Source organism: Pinirhizobacter soli, assembly GCF_015905305.1.
In the GTDB taxonomy this organism is placed as follows: domain Bacteria; phylum Pseudomonadota; class Gammaproteobacteria; order Xanthomonadales; family Rhodanobacteraceae; genus Pinirhizobacter; species Pinirhizobacter soli.
This window is the reverse complement of the sequence record NZ_JADZLQ010000003.1, coordinates 417,043-435,576: the sequence shown is the minus strand read 5'-3', so window position 1 is coordinate 435,576 and position 18,534 is coordinate 417,043. Positions and strand designations below refer to the sequence as shown.

Sequence of the window (18,534 nt, the reverse complement as noted above, 5' to 3'; positions counted from 1 at the left end):
CTAAATCCAAACCTTTCCTTCACGCGCTGCAACACGATCGGCTGTCCGTTGCTGCCGGGAATGTACATATCGGCCATGTACAGACCCACGTTTTGGCGGTGGAAGGGCGTGCTGCGGTGCAGCAAATGCCGTGGCGGTCCATGCCGTCAGTCATATGTCTGGCCGGGTACTGGGCAAACGCTGATTGACAACGTTGCGCCGCCCGGTCAATAAAGCGGACAACGGTGTCGTCGCATTGCGCGCGTGGCCGAACGACGGGGAGTTGTACAAGTCATGTCCGCCATTCCAGAGCCTTTGCCGGCCCGCCAGTCCAGCGTGCTACCGATGATCATCATCGGCGTTCTCTTCTTCATCTTCGGTTTCGTCACCTGGCTCAACGGCCCGCTGATCACCTTCGTCAAGCTCGCCTTCCAGGTGGACGACTTCTACGCCTTCCTGGTGCCATCGGCCTTCTACCTGTCGTACTTCTTCCTGGCCATCCCGGCATCGATCGTGTTGAAGCGCACGGGCATGAAGAAGGGCATGGGGCTGGGCCTGTTCGTGATGGCGATCGGCGCGGTCATCTTCGGCCAGTTCGTTTCCATGCGCAGCTTCGGCGGCGCGCTCACGGGCCTGTTCGTGATCGGCGCGGGACTTTCGCTGCTGCAAACAGCCTCCAATCCGTACATCAGCATCCTGGGGCCGATCGAGAGCGCGGCGCAGCGCATCGCCTTCATGGGTATCTGCAACAAGGTGGCCGGCGCACTGGCGCCCTTCGTGTTCGGTGCGCTGGTGCTGTCCAACATCGCCGACTTCGGCAGCCAGGTCGCTGCCGCGCCGGACGCAGCCAGCCGCGAGGCCCTGCTCAATGCTTTCGCCGCCAAGGTACACATGCCTTACATGGTGATGGCGGTCCTGCTGGTGCTGCTGGCGGTCTGGGTGGTGCGCTCGCCACTGCCGGAGATCAAGCCCTCCGGTGCCAACACCGAACGCACCATCGGCCACGAGCACGGCGGCATCTTCAGCTTCCCGCACCTGTGGCTGGGCGTGCTGTGCCTGTTCCTGTACGTCGGCGTGGAAGTGATGGCGGGTGACGCCATCGGCACGTACGGCCAGGGCTTAGGGTTGCCGTTGCAGGCCACTCGCCATTTCACCTCGTACACCCTGTTCGCCATGCTGGCCGGCTACCTGGCCGGCCTGGTGTTGATCCCGCGGGTGATCACCCAACACGCCTACCTGGCGCTGTCGGCGGTGCTGGGCGTGGTGTTCGTGCTGGGCGCCTCGCTCACCACCGGCTATGTGTCGGTAGGCTTCGTGGCCGCGCTGGGCTTTGCCAACGCCATGATGTGGCCGGCGATCTTCCCGCTGGCCATCCGCGGCCTGGGCGGCCTGACCGAGCGCGGTTCGGCGCTGCTGATCATGGGCATCGCCGGCGGTGGCATCATCCCGCCCCTCTTCGGGTATCTGAAGCAGCACCACGATTTCCAGATGGTGTTCGCGGCGCTGATGGTGCCTTGCTACCTGTACATCCTCTATTTCGGCCTGGCGGGACATAAGGTCGGCCAGCACCGACTGGGCTGAGCATGCCCCGCAGGAAGGCGCCAGCCCTGCTCTCCCCGCCGTCCATCCGCTACGATGGGCGGCGAGATCACGAAGGCGGAGAAGAACGGGTGCGCAGTCCGACCATCAAGGACGTTGCCGAGAAGGCAGGCGTTTCGCTCAAAACCGTCTCCCGGGTGATCAACAACGAGCCTTCCGTCCACGAGCGCACGCGGGAGAAGGTCCAGCGCGCCATCGACGCCCTGGGCTACCAGCCGGATCCTTCAGCAAGGAGCCTGCGCGGCACCCGGGCCTGGGCCATTGGCCTGGTATACGACAACCCCAACGCCCACTACGTAATCAGCATGCAGAACGGCGTGCTGTCGGTGTGCCGTGAGCGCGGTTTCGGCCTGCAGATCCATCCATGCGATTCCACCTCGCCCACCCTGGTCGAGGAATTATGCGAACTGGTGCGGCGTTCGCGTCTGGCGGGCCTGGTGCTGGCGCCGCCGATGTCCGAGCAGAAGGATCTGATCGAGACGCTGGCCGCCGAAAAGATCCCGTTCGTGCGCATCATTTCCGCGCGCAAGGATCCAAAGGACGGCTACCCCTGCGTCTTCGTCGACGACCGTGATGCTGCGTACGCCATTACCGAGCACCTGATCCAGCTGGGGCACCATCGCATCGGCTTCCTGTGGGGTGGCAAGCACCACCGCTCCAGCCCGGAGCGCTACCAGGGCTATGAAGACGCGCTTCGCGCGTATGGCATGCCGCTGGATAACGAGCTGGTGGTCGAGGGCGATTATTCCTTCGATGATGGGTTCCGTGGTGCGCGCAAACTGCTGGCACTCGAGCATCGCCCCACGGCCATCTTCGGTTCCAACGACGAGATCGCCGCCGGCGTGCTGGCGGCGGCGAAGTCCGGCGGCATCGACGTGCCCTGGGAGCTCTCCATCGCCGGCTTCGAGGACAGCCCGTTCTCCAAGCAAAGCTGGCCGGCGCTTACCACCGCGCGGCAGGCCACCACCGACATCGGCAGGCATGCGACGCGACGGTTGATCGCCGAGCTTGAGCGTGAGGCGCACGGTATTGCTGGAGAGATCAGCAATGAGGGCTTCAGTCCGGAGCTGGTGGTGCGCGGGTCGACGGCGCCGATTCGCAAGTAGTCCCAAGAACTCTCTATCGAAATTTCGTCGGGTCAAGAATCCCCAGTTGCACGGCTCTCAATGTGGCCGCCGCGCGTGTGGTGCACCTAAGCTTCCTGAAGACGCTCTCAACATGAGATCGCACGGTGCTCGGGCTGATCGACAGCCTCTGCGCAACCACTTTGTTGCTTTCCCCCAGGCTGATGTAGCGCAAGACTTCCTTTTCGCGCTCGCTTAGAGGCGTATTGTCGTCCGCCATGATTGCTGGAGCGGCGGCGGCAGGTGCTCCCACCCAGGAGGATGGCGAAGCTTCTGGGAAGAGTGCACGTACCGCGCCGCTATCCAGGCGCCCTTTCCGGGACTCCTCGAATAAAAGCTCCCGCACCTGGTCTTCGGGATAGGCGCTACGCCAGGGTCGAGGGCGTCCAAGCGCGGCCTTGGCCACGGCGGCGGCAAGTATCCGGCCTTCAAGGGCGATCTCGGAGCCCGCCAAACCGCGGAAGTAACCCGAGCCGTCCAGGCGTTCGAATGCCAATGACGCGATACCTATTTCCTTCTCCAGGGACCGCAATAGCCTTCCTGCCCGCGACGTCCAATAAGGTACGAGGCGCACACGTTCCCATGCGGATTCCGGCAGGCCGGCCGGCATGTCCCAGAGCATATTTGGCACGGCGGCTCGTCCGATGCCGCGCTATGTGGTAGCAGCGGCCCCAAGCCACGGTCGTCGACCATCGATATCGTAAGGACTATGAAACGCCGATACCAACTGCAGAAATTTGTTCGATTACATCGATTTACCAGGCGGCTTCAGCTTCAGCTTGAGGCACTTAAGAAGGAGATATTGACCATTGAGGACATGATCTCGAAGCACAGGCAGACTCTTGATGCGTTAGATGAGGTGCTTGGACTACATGAGATCAAAGTCGAGCCCGATCGCATCGTCCCTGTCCGGCCTCATTACAACGCCCCACTCCTTCGCTATGGCCAACTGACGCGAAGTGTTCTTACACATCTTAGGAGGGAGTCTCCGAGGCCGTGCAGCACAGTCGAACTCGCGAACGTCGTGGTGTCCAGCCTTTCACCAAGGGCCACTGACGTCGTTAAGGTTAGGCGTATTGTCCGAGGAAGACTGCGATATTTATTCACTCGCGGGATTATCGAAAGACATTGGGATAGCAGCCAGAGAGACTTGCTAGGTAGATCCTTCGTCGCCTATTGGAGACTTAGCGATTCAACGAGCAATAGCTCAAATTGCATGGCCACGACGCCCTAGTCCCTCGCATTGGCGACCGTCCCCTTTTCCAAGCCCTCGCCTATCAGCGCCCAGAGCCAAGTCACCGAGACCAGCACCGGGTTCGTCTCCCAGTAGGCCGAAGTCGCGAGGATTGCGACCATGAGCCGAGGAGCGATCAACCAACCTAGCCACCAGAGGACGCCGCCGCTGACGACGCTGCTGAACAGCAACGTTAAGCGCGGAAAGATGCACATGGCGACGATGAAACCCCAGCTGTGGACGTCCCAGAAATTCATCTAACCTCTCCGTCAACCTCGGGTGGGTCCAGTGGAACAGGAGCCGCTAATGGATGGTAGTCGACCGCGAGACCACCCACCTTTTCAAGCGCCGCCCCCGGCGGAACGTTTGGCAGACTCGATGAGTAACAGCTCTAGTTGCGTCACTATGATCCCTTTTTTCCCGGCACCAATCTGGCGATTACACCATCGGCACCATCAGTTCCTCCCGGTGTCGATATGTATCTGCAGCAAAGTCGATGAATGCCACTGCGGAAGCCACCGCCAGCCGAGCGTGCCGGGCCTGGAGACCACGATGCTGTCCATCCTTGCCATGGCCCGTGCCGTAGAGGCCACGTAGCTGCGCCAAGTTATGGGTAAGTTGGGTGAGGTTTCGCAGAATAAGGCGAATATTCTCTGCGCCTCTGACTTGGTCCGAGACGTCCTCTGGGACAAGTTTGAGCTCTTTCACCAGTAACTTCGTGAGGTCGTTAATGTCGGCGCCCCTCGAAAATTCGGCTTTGCGCTTAGTCAAAATAGTCTTGCAGCAAGATTCAACTAATTCCTTCGCAGTTCCGATGGCTAGTTCCGGATCAGTGTCAATCGCACGCTCCATTCGCTCGATAGCCTTGGCCATCCAACCCGCGTCTAGTGCATCGGCGACCGTGCGAGCGCGTGATACTGCTCGCTTTCCGTGTTGATCGAGTTGACGATACGCGAACCTAGGGCGCCCACCGATTCGTTCCTCCTCGAGGATTTCCCAACCAATCGGCTTCAGCTGATCGTTGTAGTGGGAGACTATCTTGATCGCCTGGTCACGTTCGGGGCGGACTACTGGGTGGACCGTCTCACAAAGGAACCGAAGAAACGTGTCCGCCGATCCATCAGCCAGCCCGAATCTCTCATCAGAAAATACCCAGTAGGTATCCCAGTCATCGTTGTTTATACAGTGCTGCCAGATGTCTCCGGCCGCGTCCGGGAATCGGATGTCGTGCGAAGGAAGCTTCTGAAGGTCGTAGAGCCGATTCAGAAATTCGACATCGTCCAACCGCCCCTGCCAGTGCACGTTCTCCAGGCGCAACCCGTCAATAATGTTTACCCGGACCTCTCTTGGAAGGTTCGAGCTCTCGGCACGCCAATCCTTTGAATGAGTCACTAGGGGAACGATCTTTGCCGAGTACCAATCCTGCGTTTCGGACTCCAGGACAACCTTTAGTCTTGCTGTGATCTGCTCTTCGATCTGGCTACGCCGAGCCCCAAGGCGTGAGTAGTCGACGGGCGGGACATCGAAGTAGACCTCCCAAAGCTCAGTCCCGCCGTTCCAGTTGTCGTAACCCGTCTGCTCGGCTCGCGCTGGGAAGGCTCGCACCAGCTGCGCGGCCTCGTTCATATCTTCCGCAATCAGCAAATCGTGGACTGTCCCTAAAACCGCATCCAAGCCCTTTGCGTCCATTGCTCACCTCGTCGCCGCCGGCAGTCAATGTGCCGATGATAGGGACTCCCCAAGCGGAACGTGAGACTCCTCGTCCGGGGTTGCGCTCAAAGCCCAGCCACGCCGAAGGAAAGAGGCCCCTATAAGTTTGCGTTGCCTCTTCGACTTCGGTTTCGGGGGTAGGCGAGACTTCTCGCCCACCCCTGTACCGACCCCCGTCCTACGAAAGTGGCTTCGTTCCGTTTATTACATAGTTACCGGAATGAAGCCGACGTAGGTTTCCGCCTCCAGGCCGCGTTCTACAAGGCACGCTTCTGGCGCTTCACGAAGTAGTCCAGCGTCAGCTCACCGTCGCGATGATTACCCTGCCAATAGCCGCGCCACCACTTCGAATGCGGCGAAGTCAGCCAGATCTTGAGAATCTCCTCGACACGCTCGCGCTGCGAGGCGCGCCGCCAGTTCTCACGCCAGGCACTCTCCGAGGCGCGGTCCTGGAGGTACTTAGGGCGATAACCGTGGTGCACCCCGTATTCAGCACGACGCATGCGGCTGTTGAAGGTCTCGGACATGTTGTTGTTCACGCCCTCTGACGTGCACATCTCCCGGGCGTGACAGACCACATAGTGATCATGGTAGGCAGCGAGTCCGCTGAAGGCATTGCTCTCATCAGTCATGACCATGGAGCCGGGCGCGCTCCCCCAGCGCTCACGCGTTACCTCGAGGCGTTAGCGTCGAACAACATGGAACTGCTTGTCCTACTTGGCATCCGACAACCCCTGAAACCGTCCTCGTTGAACCAAGCCCGACGTATTCTGGCGGCATTTGTCCTCTGGCTGGCGACTGAGGACCGGGCCACCGCTACTGCAGCGATGGCGATTCGGCGATGGCGACCCCCTCAGTCGCCCGACGACGTCAGGGGATGTCCGCCGTCCGATCTATCAGTCCCGACGGTGCCGCTGACGTCTTACGCTTCCGCTCGCCAGCAGTTCATCATCGGGCTGGTGACATGGTTGGGAGCCACGCCAGGTGAGTTGGCAGGTTTGTGTTCACGCGACGTGCGCCTGATGTCCGGAACGCTGCGGGTTCGACTGCCTAACCGCAACGGGAGATTCGAATGGACGTGGGCTCCTTCGATAATCCAGGATGCCTGGAAAGCGCTTCGAGCGATGGGACCTCGTGGCATATACGCCATCACACCCAAGCAGTCGGATCGACCACTCACCGCATCTCGGATCGCTACCATCGTTGGCAACCTGCATCTAAAGGCCGGCACCGCATCCCCGCCACTAACAGCCTCGGGGCTTCGTCGGGTGGCCATTCAGAGATTGCTCGAAGACGGATGGACACAAGCAGATCTGGCTCATCATTTCAGGCGCGTGTATATCCGTTTGATGGGCCAGGAGCCGCGGGACCCACACTCACTTCATGCATCACTGGACCGCGTCGTCCACGCGGTAACAGCGGGCGTCGCCCACCTATAGTTTCCTTGCCGATGACGGACTGGACCGAGCCCTGGCAGCCAAGAGTTCAGGTCCCGAAAGTCCCGGATTTACAACTGGGGACGGTAGGGACGCCAGCGTCATCACGCAGCGCCCCGTTTCTAGCCCCACGTTTTGATTCGCTGGTTCCTGACCGACGATCAGCACCCTCTCTCAACCGCCGCTACCCTGCCTCTGCTCAATCTCCTTGGCCCGCAGAATCGCCTGCGTATGGATATTGATCTGCTCTTCCGTCTCGGCGTGATACACGGCATGCGCGTCGTTCTGGTTTGCCTTGTAACCACGCCAGGCGATCCATGCGAAACCAGACGCATAGGCAAGCATCATCAGGCCGGATATCCAATGCTGCCAGCCACCACCTGTGGCGCCGGAGTGAATCTGTGTGACCGTCATAACGAGGAACATAAGAACCAGCAGGTAGATAAAACTTTGCGACCTGGCGCCCATGCGACGGAGCGTCTCGTACAGGCCCCAATAAAGCAGTGGCATGACAAGGACCCCACCGAAAAACTCCGATACGGGGTGTACCGAGGCCGGAAAGAGATCGGCAATCCAGCCGGTAACGGCGACGGGCGCCATAAGCAAAATCAGATAGAGCAACGCCCGACCTGCGTAGTACCAGGTAACGGGGACCAGGGTTACGGTGGTGTCTCCTCTCACGAGCAAATCTCCATAGTTGAGTGCGTTCAGGGCATTCCGTCTAAAGCGGGTACAGAGCGAAATACCGACACGTAACGGCGGCCCATGGGGAAACTTTAGGGCTATGTTTTCGCTGATCTGGCGTTCTGATCCTTACTACCGGTTTCGAACCGGGTTCAACGCAAGATGAAACAAAGCCATAGGGTTGGTGTCGCGTATTAATGTAGGCATTCCCCTGCATACGAAGCGGCAAAGGCCTACGTGGAAAGTCAGACGGAACGAGAGCGAATCGTGGGGGATGGGGGTAGCGCAGGCTGCTCGACCGTAAGCCACGATGTGAGTGGATTTGCCCAATTGCTAGGAGCGCGACGTTTCCGTGCCCAATGGGAAATGAAATGGATCGACCTGGCAAAATAGTGAGCTTCAGCAATGGATACTTCATTCGTCCAGTTAGATATAAAACGCTGGGTCGCATCAGGGTTCTACAACGGAACAATGCCGGGCCGCGCGGCGCCGTTGCATTGCGGTAGATCGAAAACCTCGCGGTTCTCAAAAGCAAGATGAGTTCAAGCGCCAACCGGCCGAGTCAATGGCGATCGCTACCGCAAGAACTTGCGGCGTAGGAGTTTTCCTACAACTTCGCCGTGATTGTCCTTTACCTAAATCCTATTGCGTTCAGAAGCGGTCCTACGTTAGCGTCCGCTTCAGGGGCAACCAAGACCTGCGATCCGCATCCACTTATCTGAGTTGGAAGGGACTCGTACGTCCGTTGGGCGACGTTTTCCTGCGACATTGCGGCACTCGCCAGATAGCGTTCGCGCGCCGAATTCAAGACACATTCTTCTGGCTCAAAGAGGGAACTTATGCGCCGCTATCTCTTGTCATTCCTAGCGATGGGACTCATTTCGTCGGCTGCAAATTGCCTTGCACAGTCGACCCCCGTTGGGCGAGACGCAGGCGTACTGGTGCAGCCCGGGGACCGCCCGGCAGCCTTAGGAAATGACCTGTTTGGAGAGTCCGTGACCCTCTACACCGGGGAAACGGAGTTTAAGAACATCGATGTAAGTATTCCAGGCAACAATGCGTTACCAGTTGAAGTAGGTCGGCGATACGTCGTGCATGATGAAGGGCACAACCTCTCACTGTTCGCACCACGAGTTTTTGGTGACTGGGATTTGGAGATCCCACACCTGCACGGCGTATTTGCCGACATGGGAACCGCAAGCGGCTGGACGGTTAGCACAAGCGGGGCACCCAACAATCGATGTTCCGTAGATCCCAGCAACTACCTGCTCGGTACGCCGCCAATTGCCAATGGTACGCCGGCGTACCCCTTCTCGTCGGCGGAGTACTGGTTCGGTAACAGCCTCTACATCCCCGGAGAAGGGGATAAGAAGCTTATGGTTATCGACCCGGCCAATGGAAATCGGCCGACAGATGGAAACAGCACATATTGGGTCACACCTGACCAATACACGGTCTCGTGTTTGCCCAGCACGGCGAATGGAGTTCCTGGCGAGGCATTTCTCGTTCACGGCCCGGATGGAATCAAGTACACCTTCAACTGGTTCGTAAAGCGAGCGTATACCGCTCTGAGCAAGCCCTATTCTGTCTGCACGGGAGGATGCAACTCCACGCTCAATCGCAACGAAGAATGGATTCTTCCTACACACATAGAAGATCGCTTCGGAAACTACGTCAATTACTCATATGACGCTGCAAACCCTTGGCATCTAACGACGATTGCGTCAAGTGATGGGAGAACCATAAGTCTCGCGTACGACACATCGGGGAGAGTAAGTACGGTAACCGCGGGCGGAAAGCAGTGGACATACAGCTATGGCGCTCAGAACGCACTGTCGACGGTCACGCTGCCGGATTTGGCTCATTCGTGGACCTATGATTTCACGACTCTTCACAACGCCATAAGCGGGTACTCGCTTCACTCGGACTGCGCGGACCCACCGTCGTTTGCCTCGGGATCTCCAACAGCCGTAATACACCATCCTTCGGGTGCGGTAGGTACATTCACATTCACCGGGCGTAGACACGGGCGATCGAACGTCCCCATGAACTGCAGCTACTTGGTAGGCGGCGATTCCTACGCGACCGAATTTAATGTCATAGACGCAGTATCGCTAGATAAGAAGCAGATCGACGGCGCTGGTCTGTCGTCATCTCAAATATGGAACTATGACTATGGCCCGGCAAACGCGAGCTGGAAAGCGACCTGTGATGCGTCTGGTTGCCCAGTTACCAGGACGATCAAGGTCACAAATCCGGACGGAAGCTGGGAAAGCCATATAGTCAGCAATCAGTACAACGTTAACGAAGGCATGGATCTCGAAGTCGACGTTGGAGACGCTTCCGGCACCAAACGCAGTCAGGTAATTACTTACCAGAGTCCGACGGGACAGCCCTATCCGGCAACTATCGGGAAATCGCCCTGTAATCGCTGTGATAAGGAAGGGCAGGCATTCGCGCCTGTATCAACCGTTACGCTGACGCAAGACCAGACCACGTTCCAGTGGGTGGCGCAATCATTCGATGCCATGGCGCGCCCGCTATCGGTAGTGAAATCAAACTCCGCGAGTTTCACGCGGACCGACGCAACGAGTTACGTAGATAACAAGAACCTATGGCTAATCGGCCAGGTTGCCTCTACTTCAGTCAACGGAACTGAGACAGACCGTGTTGATTACAGCGCGGCGACCGGAGCTCCCACCAATCGATATGCCTATGGAAAGTTGCGTCAATCGTTTACGTACAACGCTGACGGCACGCTCGCAACGATGTCTGATGGCCTTCACTCCACGACCTATGGGACTGCATGGAAGGACGGAAAGCCGCTCAGCGTGACTTACCCGGATGGAGGACATGCAACATCCGCAGTTGATGATCTAGGCCGCCTATCCAGCGCGACCGACCCAGAATCCAACACCGTCTCCCTGTCGTATGATGACTTGGGCAACCTAAGCCGCGTGATATACCCCGCATCCGCTCAGGCCTGGGCGGATGACGTAAGTACTTCTTCGTTTTCCGTTGCAGCCGAACGGGGGATTCCAGCTAACCATTGGGTACGAACCGAAAGTCGCGGCCAAAGCAGTACCGTTTCCTACCTCGATGTTCACATGCGTCCGATTCTCGTTGATAAATTCGTCGTCGGGTCCAGTTCGCCGTCATCCACGGTGCGCATCGACTACGATTGGGCAGGACGGGTTATTTTTCAATCTGACCCTAGAGCAGGTTTCCCGGCGTGGAATGATGCAACACTCGCATCGGCTGGATCATCCACTCAGTACGACGTACTAGGCCGAGTCACGCGTCAGGCTCGCACTACGGCCGAGCCTGGAATTACACAGGTAACAACCAACGAATACCTCTCGAACTTGGTGGAGCAAACTACCGATCCTAACGGTGCCGTCACCACGACGACTTACCAAGCCTTCGACGAGCCTGACGATCGGAAATCCAAGTCGGTCTCGGCTCCAGACGGCGTTATACATGAGATCACCTTAGACATCTGGGGATTCGCGCACGACATTCATCAGTACGGTACCTATAACGGAGTCAGTGCCGATGTGACGCGGCACCTTTACTACGACTCCAACTATCAGTTATGCCGGTCGGTCGACCCAGAATCGGGAAGCACGTTCTACGGCTACGATGCAGCCGGAAACGTTGCCTGGCTGGCTCGGGGCGGATCGCCCGGAACCGGGTGCTTATCAAGTGAGCCAGCAGGCGCAACTGATTACACCTATGACGGGATGAATCGACTCCACCAAGTCGCGGCGCCGCCAGGCACGCAGTCGTCGACTTACCTATATTCGCCTGCTGGCCACATGACACAGGCTGATTCGGGTGCCACGCACTGGTCAGCCTCCTATAACTCGCTCGGGGAGATCTCGACCGAAGCCCTTCAGATTGATGGTCAGCAGGCTTGGCAGGTCGGATACCGGTACACGCCAGCTGGCGGCCTCAATTATCTCGACTACCCGAACCAGACGAGCGTCTACTACGCGGCGGACGATCTCGGACGACCGACGCAGGTGGGCGCGTATGCCAGCGCCGTGCACTATTTCCCCGATGGGACTCTATCGGATTTCACGTACGGTAACGGAGAACTCTACACACAGGAACAGAACGAGCGACTTCTGCTTAAGAACTTCACTTACGGAAGTGGTACGACCCTGGAGATTAGCGAGGATTACGCCTACGACAATGTCGGAAACACGCTTTCTGTAATTGACCGTGTAGGTACGGCGAGAAGTAGGACGTTTCACTACGACGAACTTGGTCGCTTAAAGGATGCCCAGAGTCCAGGTTCATGGTCAGAGGCGTTTGTCTATGACCCCGTAAACAATATTGTCTCGCGTTCAGGGGCCTTAGGAGCGGTAACGTTCACCTACGGTGCGGATAACCTGCTTCACTCAACGAGTGCGGGCGGATCGTACACGTATGACCCGCTTGGTAACGTTACGACAAGGGGTGGAACCACACTGAGCTTCGACAAGAAGAATCAGCTGATCTCGCTTGGAGCGTCAGAGACGTACCAATACGATGCATTTGGACACCGGGTATCGAAAACGCTGACGGGGGGCTCCGCCGAATATTACTTTTACACCAGTAACGGCACGCTCTTGTATCAATTCAACGCGGGGCAGAGCACTTCTATCGACTATATCTATCTCGGTTCGCGGCTTATCGCACGAGATGAAAACCCCCAGTTGGGGGCCCCCGCCAGTCTCACGTTCGATGCCAACCCCAACAACGGCTCCTTCACCGCGACGTGGCCCGGCGTTCCGACCGCAACTACTTACACGCTTCAAGAGAGTACGGATCAGCTTAATTGGTCATCTGTTTCATCAGGCGCCGCACTTACCGCATCAATTGCTGGGAAACAGGGCGGCACTTATTTCTATCGAGTGCAAGCCTGCACGTCCAGTGCGTGCGGGCCCTTTACATCGTCTATAGGTGTTGGAGTTCGGCCCACTTTACCGACTGTTACAGCGCCGACGGGGACGATCAACGGCACCTACAACGTCTCGTGGTCCACACCGGTAACCGCTACCAGCTTCGACGTCCAAGAGAAACTGGGCAATGGTGCGTGGACCACCATCGCGGCGGGTACCCCAGCGACGAGCATTAGTCGCCCCGGGACTACATCTGGGACGTACAGCTATCAGGTGAGCGCGAATAGCGCCTATGGCACGCGCGGTTGGTCGGCCGTTTCGACGGTTACTGTGGACACCACGTATGGCGTACTTCCGACCGGACCCGCGACCTTTGCAGTTCCCGCAACAAGCGCCGATGGGTCTGCGGTGCTCTCATGGTCGTCCGCCACGCTCGCAACTACATACACTGTCGAGCAAAGCAGTAACGGAGGCTCTACCTGGAGTCAGGTTTACAGCGGAGCGTCTACGTCCTTCTCGCTCTCAGGTCTTGGAGACGGAACATACCAGTTCCACGTAAAGGCGTGTAACACATACGGATGCCAGGGGTGGGTAGCCGGGAATTCCTCCCTCACCGTTACTCATCCTCCCACATCTGGCCCGACCCTGAGCGTTCCGTCAACTAGCGCGAACGGTATTTATAGTGTTTCCTGGAGCACGGTTCCGCTTGCGGCTTCATACGCGCTTAGCGAGCAGGTGAACGGCGGTGCATGGACTGTGTTGCAAACGAGTGCTGCGCTTAGCCGCCCGATTTCTGGCAAGCCAAACGGGGCATACGCGTATCGGGTGCAAGCATGCAATGCCGGTGGCTGTGGACCCTTTAGCGGCACAGGAACGGTGACAGTTTTACTTCCTCCTGGGGCGCCTGCTTCGATATCGGCGCCCGGCTCCAGTACTGGGACGGTCGGTGTGACCTGGTCAGGTGCCGCGACTGCTTCGTACTACAACCTTTACCAGCAGCTTAACGGAGGCGGCTACTCTCTTGCCTATCAAGGCGGCGCGACATCAGCCTCTCCTGTTGAGTCATCATCGGGTAGCTACGTATTTAGCGTACAGGCGTGTAATGCAAGTGGATGTAGCGGCCTGACGGCAAGCGCCGCTGTTTCGGTCTTGCTCGTTCCAGGCGTGCCTGCAATACCTTCCATTTCGCAAAACACGTCCAATCACAAGGTGACCGTGTTGGTTGGTTGTTCGAGCGTCGCAGGGGCCACGTCCTATAACACCGAAGAAACGCTCCCCAATGCAACGACGCCACAGCCCATCACCAATATTTGCGGATACAACAACTTTGTTTATGGCACCGGAATAGTTAAGTTCCGCGAGCGCGCCTGTAATGCAAGCGGCTGCTCGGCTTGGAGCGGCTACGCACAGATCTACGTAAACTCGAACTGAGGCCATAGACATGACATTACGGATGACGTGTGTGAACAGCCGAAAGCTTCTAGCTATTCTGCCGGCCTGCTTCGCGATGGCGGTCAGTCAATGGTGCGTCGCTGGTAACGTTACCTATGTGTACACGGATAGCCAAGGCACACCGATTGCAGAAGCAAACTCTGCCGGTACCATAACAACCACGTACGACTATAAACCTTTCGGCTCCGAGGTTAACAGTGCGCCTCCAGACGGAGTGGGATTCACAGGACAAATAAGCGATGCTTCTAGCGGCCTCGTGTACATGCAGGCACGCTATTACGACCCGGATACAGGGCGATTCCTCAGTACCGATCCGGAGGCAGCGAAAACTGGAGATATAACGAGCTTTAGTCGATTCGCCTTCGCAGATCTAAATCCGGTTCGCTTCACTGACCCCAATGGGCAGGAGACATCAGACGAACACGATACCCACGAAAAAAACAACGACGCGCTTAGCCCCTCGGCTGATCGGAAGAATCCGACGCGAATGCCCGCCATGAACGTCATGGCGTACGTTTCCGCCCATCTCTCGGATGCGCAGCTTGAGTCGAAGCGCTACGGAACTTCGATGATAATGATCTTAGCCCTCGGTGGGCTCGAATCAACTTGGGGAGCAAATAGATTTGCCCTTGGCGGTAACGCGTTCTACAGCATGGAAATCTATCCCGACAAAAACGGCTCTTATGGCGGACACGATGTCATGATTACAGGCAGCGGTAAAAAAGGGGTGTTGAAATTCAAAAGTTTTATCGACGCTACAGAGGCATTTCTTCATGGGAAGGAAGATCTTCGCGGCCTGACCGATCCGGAACAGATTGCGCGTGTACTTCAACAGAAACACCATTTCGCTATAAACATGGACTCAAACAAGCCAGAACCCAAATTCGTGAAAGACTTTGTCGGCACATTTCATAGCGTAGAAAACGCTGTTTCGATCATTCAGGGGAGGAAGAAATGATGAGGTCACCTACCGCTTTTTTCTTCGCTCTACTTGCATCGGCACTTTCAAATACCGTTTGCGCACAAACCCGTGAGGAACATGTTGGCCGACTAGGCTCGGTCCCTCTCCTCACAGATCAGGAAGCACGACAACTTATCACGCCAATTGTGCAGGCGAAGCGGAGCAAAACGTCAGGTCCGTTCTCGTTAGAAAAGACCGGAGAGCCAGATCTCGACTTCTATGGATATCAAGTGCATTGGGATGATTATCCAGAGAGCCCAGCATATCTCGAGGTGAATAGGCATACCGGCGACGTCTGGCTGAATGTAATGCCTTCATCGTGTACGCCTGTGAAGCTCAAAGTGCAAGAGCGTGCTGTACAGCGGAAGCGTCGAGAAAACATGGGCGAAGCTGACTATATTAAGTTCCACGCAAAACTGCCTTATGGATGTGATGAGGTTGTCCACGATCGGACTTTTTGATCGGGTGAGTAGGATCTCCTTCGCGTCGCTGTGGCCTGCACATTCGGCATGCCGGTCGTGGGTCTACCTATCACTCCTAGTAATAGGCAACCCGGCCTTGCATGAAACGGCTATAGGCTGCCTCGTATTCCTCGTCGGTGGGTGCTTTGAATCGACGGCCGTTTGGGTGCCGAATGCGCAGGCAGGTCCGGTACCAGATGTCGAATTCGTGCCTTGGGATTTCAATGTTCGCCCGGGCGGCTTCGATTTCCGGATCAAGTCGGTTTGCCCTGCGAGTACCTACCATGCGCAGCTTGTCCAACATGTGGTCTGCCCGGCGAACAGCCGCTTTAGGCGAACCGTCCACGCTCGCAAAGGCAACAGCCCAGACCACCCGTTCCATGCTGGAAAGCATTTCCCATTGAAACTCGCTGTGGTCGAACGACTTGTTCATCTGAATGTCCTCATCTTCCAAGCTTTGCTGTCATGCGGGGGCGGGCTATGCCGGCTCAATAAGCCCGTCTTAAGCCTTTCCATGGACTCAGACGAAAGGCGCCAACCCGCCTCACACGAGCCGCCGTGTGCCTCACGCGGTCCATCGTCCCAATTTCGAACCAGGTAACCCTTCCTAGCCATCTGACGCATCTGCCTACGAATGGCGAGGTAAGCCGATTTGAGTTCCTCGGCTGGGATACCGCCCCCGGTGGTGATCACGTAGTCGGCGATGGCCGATGTAGGTTGCCATCGCTTTGGGTCTTTGCTTAGAAATTCGCAAATGGCATCAGTAAGGTGCCCGCGGGGAAAATGGCTGCCGCGCTTGCCGATCCAGATCTTTTGGTTGAAGGGGGCGACCAGGCCGCGGAACTCCAACTCCCCCTGCATGGATTCGGCCTGCATCCCTAAACGGGCGAGGCGTGCGGCGATGCTCTCGGCTCGCTCCTTGAGCGGAGCGAGCTGCGACTGAAGCCGGTCAATGGTGCCAGCCACCCGTGACCGCTTACGGATAAGCCACTTTAGTGATGGTGGTGTTGGGGTCCCCATGGAACAACGATAGCGAGGGATCCCCTTCAATACTTGGGGCTGCTGCTACCACATAGCGCGATGCCGTGAATGAGGCCCGCTCGGTAGATCCTGCCTTGTGCGTCCTTATCAAGCCCCATTTGCTCAGCAGCATTACGGGCTAGTGTTGCCGACAGCCTTGAATGCCCCGTCATCCATGGCAACTTCAAGTCAATCACGTCGGCAAGAATTTCCAATGGTGCGCTTTGATCAGACACGCCGTCGCCAAGGCCGTCGATATGCCCGGCCGTCTGCATGGTCTCAAGCTCCAATAACCACGGCCGAAGATTTGCAATGGCACGCTCTGCAAGATGACCAGGGTATTGGCGGTCGGCGCGCGCTCGAATCACCGCGATGGCACGCTCAACACCGTACAGCCGATGGAGAATTTCCAGGTCGCCAGCAACTGACATCAGATACACACAAGGGGGAACGGCGTCTCCCGCGAGGCCGCCTGGCGCACCAGAGCCATCGAAGCTTTCGAATAAGTGCCTTAGCGAAAACTGCACATCTTCACTCAGGCCAAGCAGATCACCGATCTCACCTGCTACTTCGCAATGAATCCTGGACAGCGCAAAGAATGCGGTGGCGCTTTGGCGTGTTCCGGATTTGAAGCCTCCGTCGGACGACTGCATCGCAAGCAGGGACTGGCGTTGGGAGACATCGTCACCAAAGGTAAACGCAAACTCATGCGCATTTGCCGTGCAGCCGGACCATCGCAACAAGGCAATGATGGACGCCTGCGAACACAGGTCTTCATAGCCCTCTGTCACTTGCGCCAGTCGACTGGCCATCCATGCCGTACGCAACGAATGGTCTGTCGGCTGACCCATGGCGAGGTCGCCGACAAAGGCGATCGCACGGATCGCATCAAGCAAGGGCACGGCGGAAGTCGTTGGCATGAACTTATTAGTAGCGTAGACGAATCCGGAAAGTCTACGGACCTGTTACATCCCCGCAGCATCGGACATTTGACCGATGCCCATCGACGATGCAGACGGGCAAGCTTGGTGAGGTTTCGGCTCCGAATGAGACGGACAGGGCTACAACCTTTTCTTTATCAATAGTTTGGAGTTCACCGCTAGCCACATGCGGGCAATGCAACAGCGCAGTTGCCCGCATCTCTTTGTCGCGCTGCAGGAGCTTCGTCCATGAAACTCAGTAAGTATTTGGCGGCCGCCGTCGTCGGTTGCTCGATGGTGATGACCGGTGTAGCCGCCCAGGCGGCCGACGCCAAGCCGTCCATCGTGTTGGTCCATGGCGGTTTCGTTGACGGATCGGGTTGGGAAGGCGTCTACAACATCCTCAAGAAGGACGGATACGAAGTCTCCATCGTCCAGAATCCCACGGCCTCGCTTGCCGACGACGTGGCATTCACTCGCCGGGTTCTTGAGAAACAGACCGGACCGGTCGTTTTGGTGGGCCACTCGTATGGTGGTGCGGTAATTACCGAATCCGGTACCGCGCCTAACGTAAAGGCATTGGTGTACATCACCGCGTTTGCGCCCGATGCGGGCGAATCGGTCCAGACGTTGACGAGCAATCCTGCACCTGGTGCGCCAGTCCCGCCGATCGTGCCGCCGCAGGATGGCTACCTCGGGTTGGATATCGCCAAGTTCCCCGCTTCGTTTGCTGGTGACCTGCCGCTGCAGAAGGCGCAGTTCATGGCCAATTCGCAGGTGCCATGGGGCGTCAACGCCTACGCGGGCAAGATCACCCAGCCGGCATGGAAGTCCAAGCCCAGTTGGTATCTAGTGGTGACCGAAGACCACATGATTCCGGTGGCGGCACAGCGCACCATGGCCAAGCGTGCGAATGCCACGATGGTCGAGACGAAGGGGAGCCATGCCATCTATGTGTCGAACCCGAAGGTCGTCGCGTCAGTGATCGAGCAGGCCGCAAAGAGCGTCCAAACGTCGGCCAAGTAGTTCCAGGGACTGACGATGAAGGCCCCGCAAGGGGCCTTC

Annotated in this window: 13 protein-coding genes and 1 pseudogene; 6 read left to right on the top strand and 8 right to left on the bottom strand. The window is 57.6% G+C overall.

Annotation, left to right across the window (positions count from 1 at the left end):
* The first annotated feature begins 262 nt into the window (after positions 1–262).
* Positions 263–1,560: pseudogene (locus tag NDK18_RS15295) on the top strand (sugar MFS transporter).
* A gap of 89 nt (positions 1,561–1,649) precedes the next feature.
* Complete coding sequence (locus tag NDK18_RS15290) at positions 1,650–2,684, top strand: LacI family DNA-binding transcriptional regulator (RefSeq protein WP_250628440.1); 1,035 nt, start codon at positions 1,650–1,652, stop codon at positions 2,682–2,684.
* Positions 2,685–2,697: 13 nt separating this feature from the next.
* Here NDK18_RS15290 and NDK18_RS15285 read toward each other — a convergent pair whose 3' ends face one another.
* The 5 genes from NDK18_RS15285 to NDK18_RS15265 form a co-directional block, all read right to left on the bottom strand.
* Positions 2,698–3,348 (bottom strand): helix-turn-helix transcriptional regulator, encoded by a 651-nt coding sequence (locus NDK18_RS15285; protein ID WP_345777087.1) that lies wholly within the window; start codon positions 3,346–3,348, stop codon positions 2,698–2,700.
* Between the two features lie 584 nt (positions 3,349–3,932).
* Positions 3,933–4,193 carry a hypothetical protein gene (locus NDK18_RS15280; RefSeq protein ID WP_250628264.1) on the bottom strand — a complete coding sequence of 87 codons (261 nt, stop codon included), beginning with the start codon at positions 4,191–4,193 and terminating at the stop codon, positions 3,933–3,935.
* 181 nt (positions 4,194–4,374) lie between these two features.
* Complete coding sequence (locus NDK18_RS15275) at positions 4,375–5,625, bottom strand: abortive infection family protein (RefSeq protein WP_250626277.1); 1,251 nt, start codon at positions 5,623–5,625, stop codon at positions 4,375–4,377.
* A gap of 278 nt (positions 5,626–5,903) precedes the next feature.
* A complete protein-coding gene (locus tag NDK18_RS15270) occupies positions 5,904–6,284 on the bottom strand; it encodes a transposase (RefSeq protein ID WP_284691629.1) in 381 nt (126 codons plus the stop codon).
* Between the two features lie 972 nt (positions 6,285–7,256).
* Positions 7,257–7,763: a hypothetical protein gene (locus NDK18_RS15265; protein ID WP_250628263.1), complete on the bottom strand. Its 507-nt coding sequence runs from the start codon at positions 7,761–7,763 to the stop codon at positions 7,257–7,259.
* A gap of 998 nt (positions 7,764–8,761) precedes the next feature.
* Between NDK18_RS15265 and NDK18_RS15260 the strand changes: the two genes are divergently transcribed.
* From NDK18_RS15260 to NDK18_RS15250, 3 genes are read left to right on the top strand one after another with little or no spacing between them, the layout of a single operon-like run.
* A complete protein-coding gene (locus tag NDK18_RS15260) occupies positions 8,762–14,086 on the top strand; it encodes a hypothetical protein (RefSeq protein WP_250628262.1) in 5,325 nt (1,774 codons plus the stop codon).
* Positions 14,087–14,117: 31 nt separating this feature from the next.
* Positions 14,118–15,065, top strand: coding sequence for an RHS repeat-associated core domain-containing protein (locus NDK18_RS15255; RefSeq protein WP_250626273.1), 948 nt, complete (start codon positions 14,118–14,120; stop codon positions 15,063–15,065).
* Positions 15,065–15,529, top strand: a complete 465-nt coding sequence (locus NDK18_RS15250) for a hypothetical protein (protein WP_250628261.1) — start codon at positions 15,065–15,067, stop codon at positions 15,527–15,529. Before NDK18_RS15255 ends, NDK18_RS15250 begins: the two co-directional genes overlap by 1 nt.
* A 76-nt stretch (positions 15,530–15,605) precedes the next feature.
* Here the strand turns inward: NDK18_RS15250 and NDK18_RS15245 are convergent, their stop codons facing one another.
* The 3 genes from NDK18_RS15245 to NDK18_RS15235 form a co-directional block, all read right to left on the bottom strand.
* Positions 15,606–15,962: a hypothetical protein gene (locus NDK18_RS15245; RefSeq protein WP_250626272.1), complete on the bottom strand. Its 357-nt coding sequence runs from the start codon at positions 15,960–15,962 to the stop codon at positions 15,606–15,608.
* Complete coding sequence (locus NDK18_RS15240; protein WP_250628260.1) at positions 15,959–16,495, bottom strand: hypothetical protein; 537 nt, start codon at positions 16,493–16,495, stop codon at positions 15,959–15,961. Before NDK18_RS15240 ends, NDK18_RS15245 begins: the two co-directional genes overlap by 4 nt.
* An 80-nt stretch (positions 16,496–16,575) precedes the next feature.
* Positions 16,576–17,469 carry an HD-GYP domain-containing protein gene (locus NDK18_RS15235; RefSeq protein ID WP_250628259.1) on the bottom strand — a complete coding sequence of 298 codons (894 nt, stop codon included), beginning with the start codon at positions 17,467–17,469 and terminating at the stop codon, positions 16,576–16,578.
* A 249-nt stretch (positions 17,470–17,718) separates the two neighbouring features.
* On the opposite strand from NDK18_RS15235, the gene NDK18_RS15230 reads away from it, so the two are divergent.
* Positions 17,719–18,495, top strand: a complete 777-nt coding sequence (locus NDK18_RS15230) for an alpha/beta hydrolase (protein ID WP_250628258.1) — start codon at positions 17,719–17,721, stop codon at positions 18,493–18,495.
* The last annotated feature ends 39 nt before the right edge of the window (positions 18,496–18,534 follow it).

Coding starts and splice junctions, on each gene's coding strand:
- NDK18_RS15235 (WP_250628259.1), bottom strand. CDS start 17,469: ATGCCAACGACTTCCGCCGTGCCCTTGCTTGATGCGATCCGTGCGATC.
- NDK18_RS15230 (WP_250628258.1), top strand. CDS start 17,719: ATGAAACTCAGTAAGTATTTGGCGGCCGCCGTCGTCGGTTGCTCGATG.
- NDK18_RS15270 (WP_284691629.1), bottom strand. CDS start 6,284: ATGGTCATGACTGATGAGAGCAATGCCTTCAGCGGACTCGCTGCCTAC.
- NDK18_RS15280 (WP_250628264.1), bottom strand. CDS start 4,193: ATGAATTTCTGGGACGTCCACAGCTGGGGTTTCATCGTCGCCATGTGC.
- NDK18_RS15275 (WP_250626277.1), bottom strand. CDS start 5,625: ATGGACGCAAAGGGCTTGGATGCGGTTTTAGGGACAGTCCACGATTTG.
- NDK18_RS15245 (WP_250626272.1), bottom strand. CDS start 15,962: ATGAACAAGTCGTTCGACCACAGCGAGTTTCAATGGGAAATGCTTTCC.
- NDK18_RS15250 (WP_250628261.1), top strand. CDS start 15,065: ATGAGGTCACCTACCGCTTTTTTCTTCGCTCTACTTGCATCGGCACTT.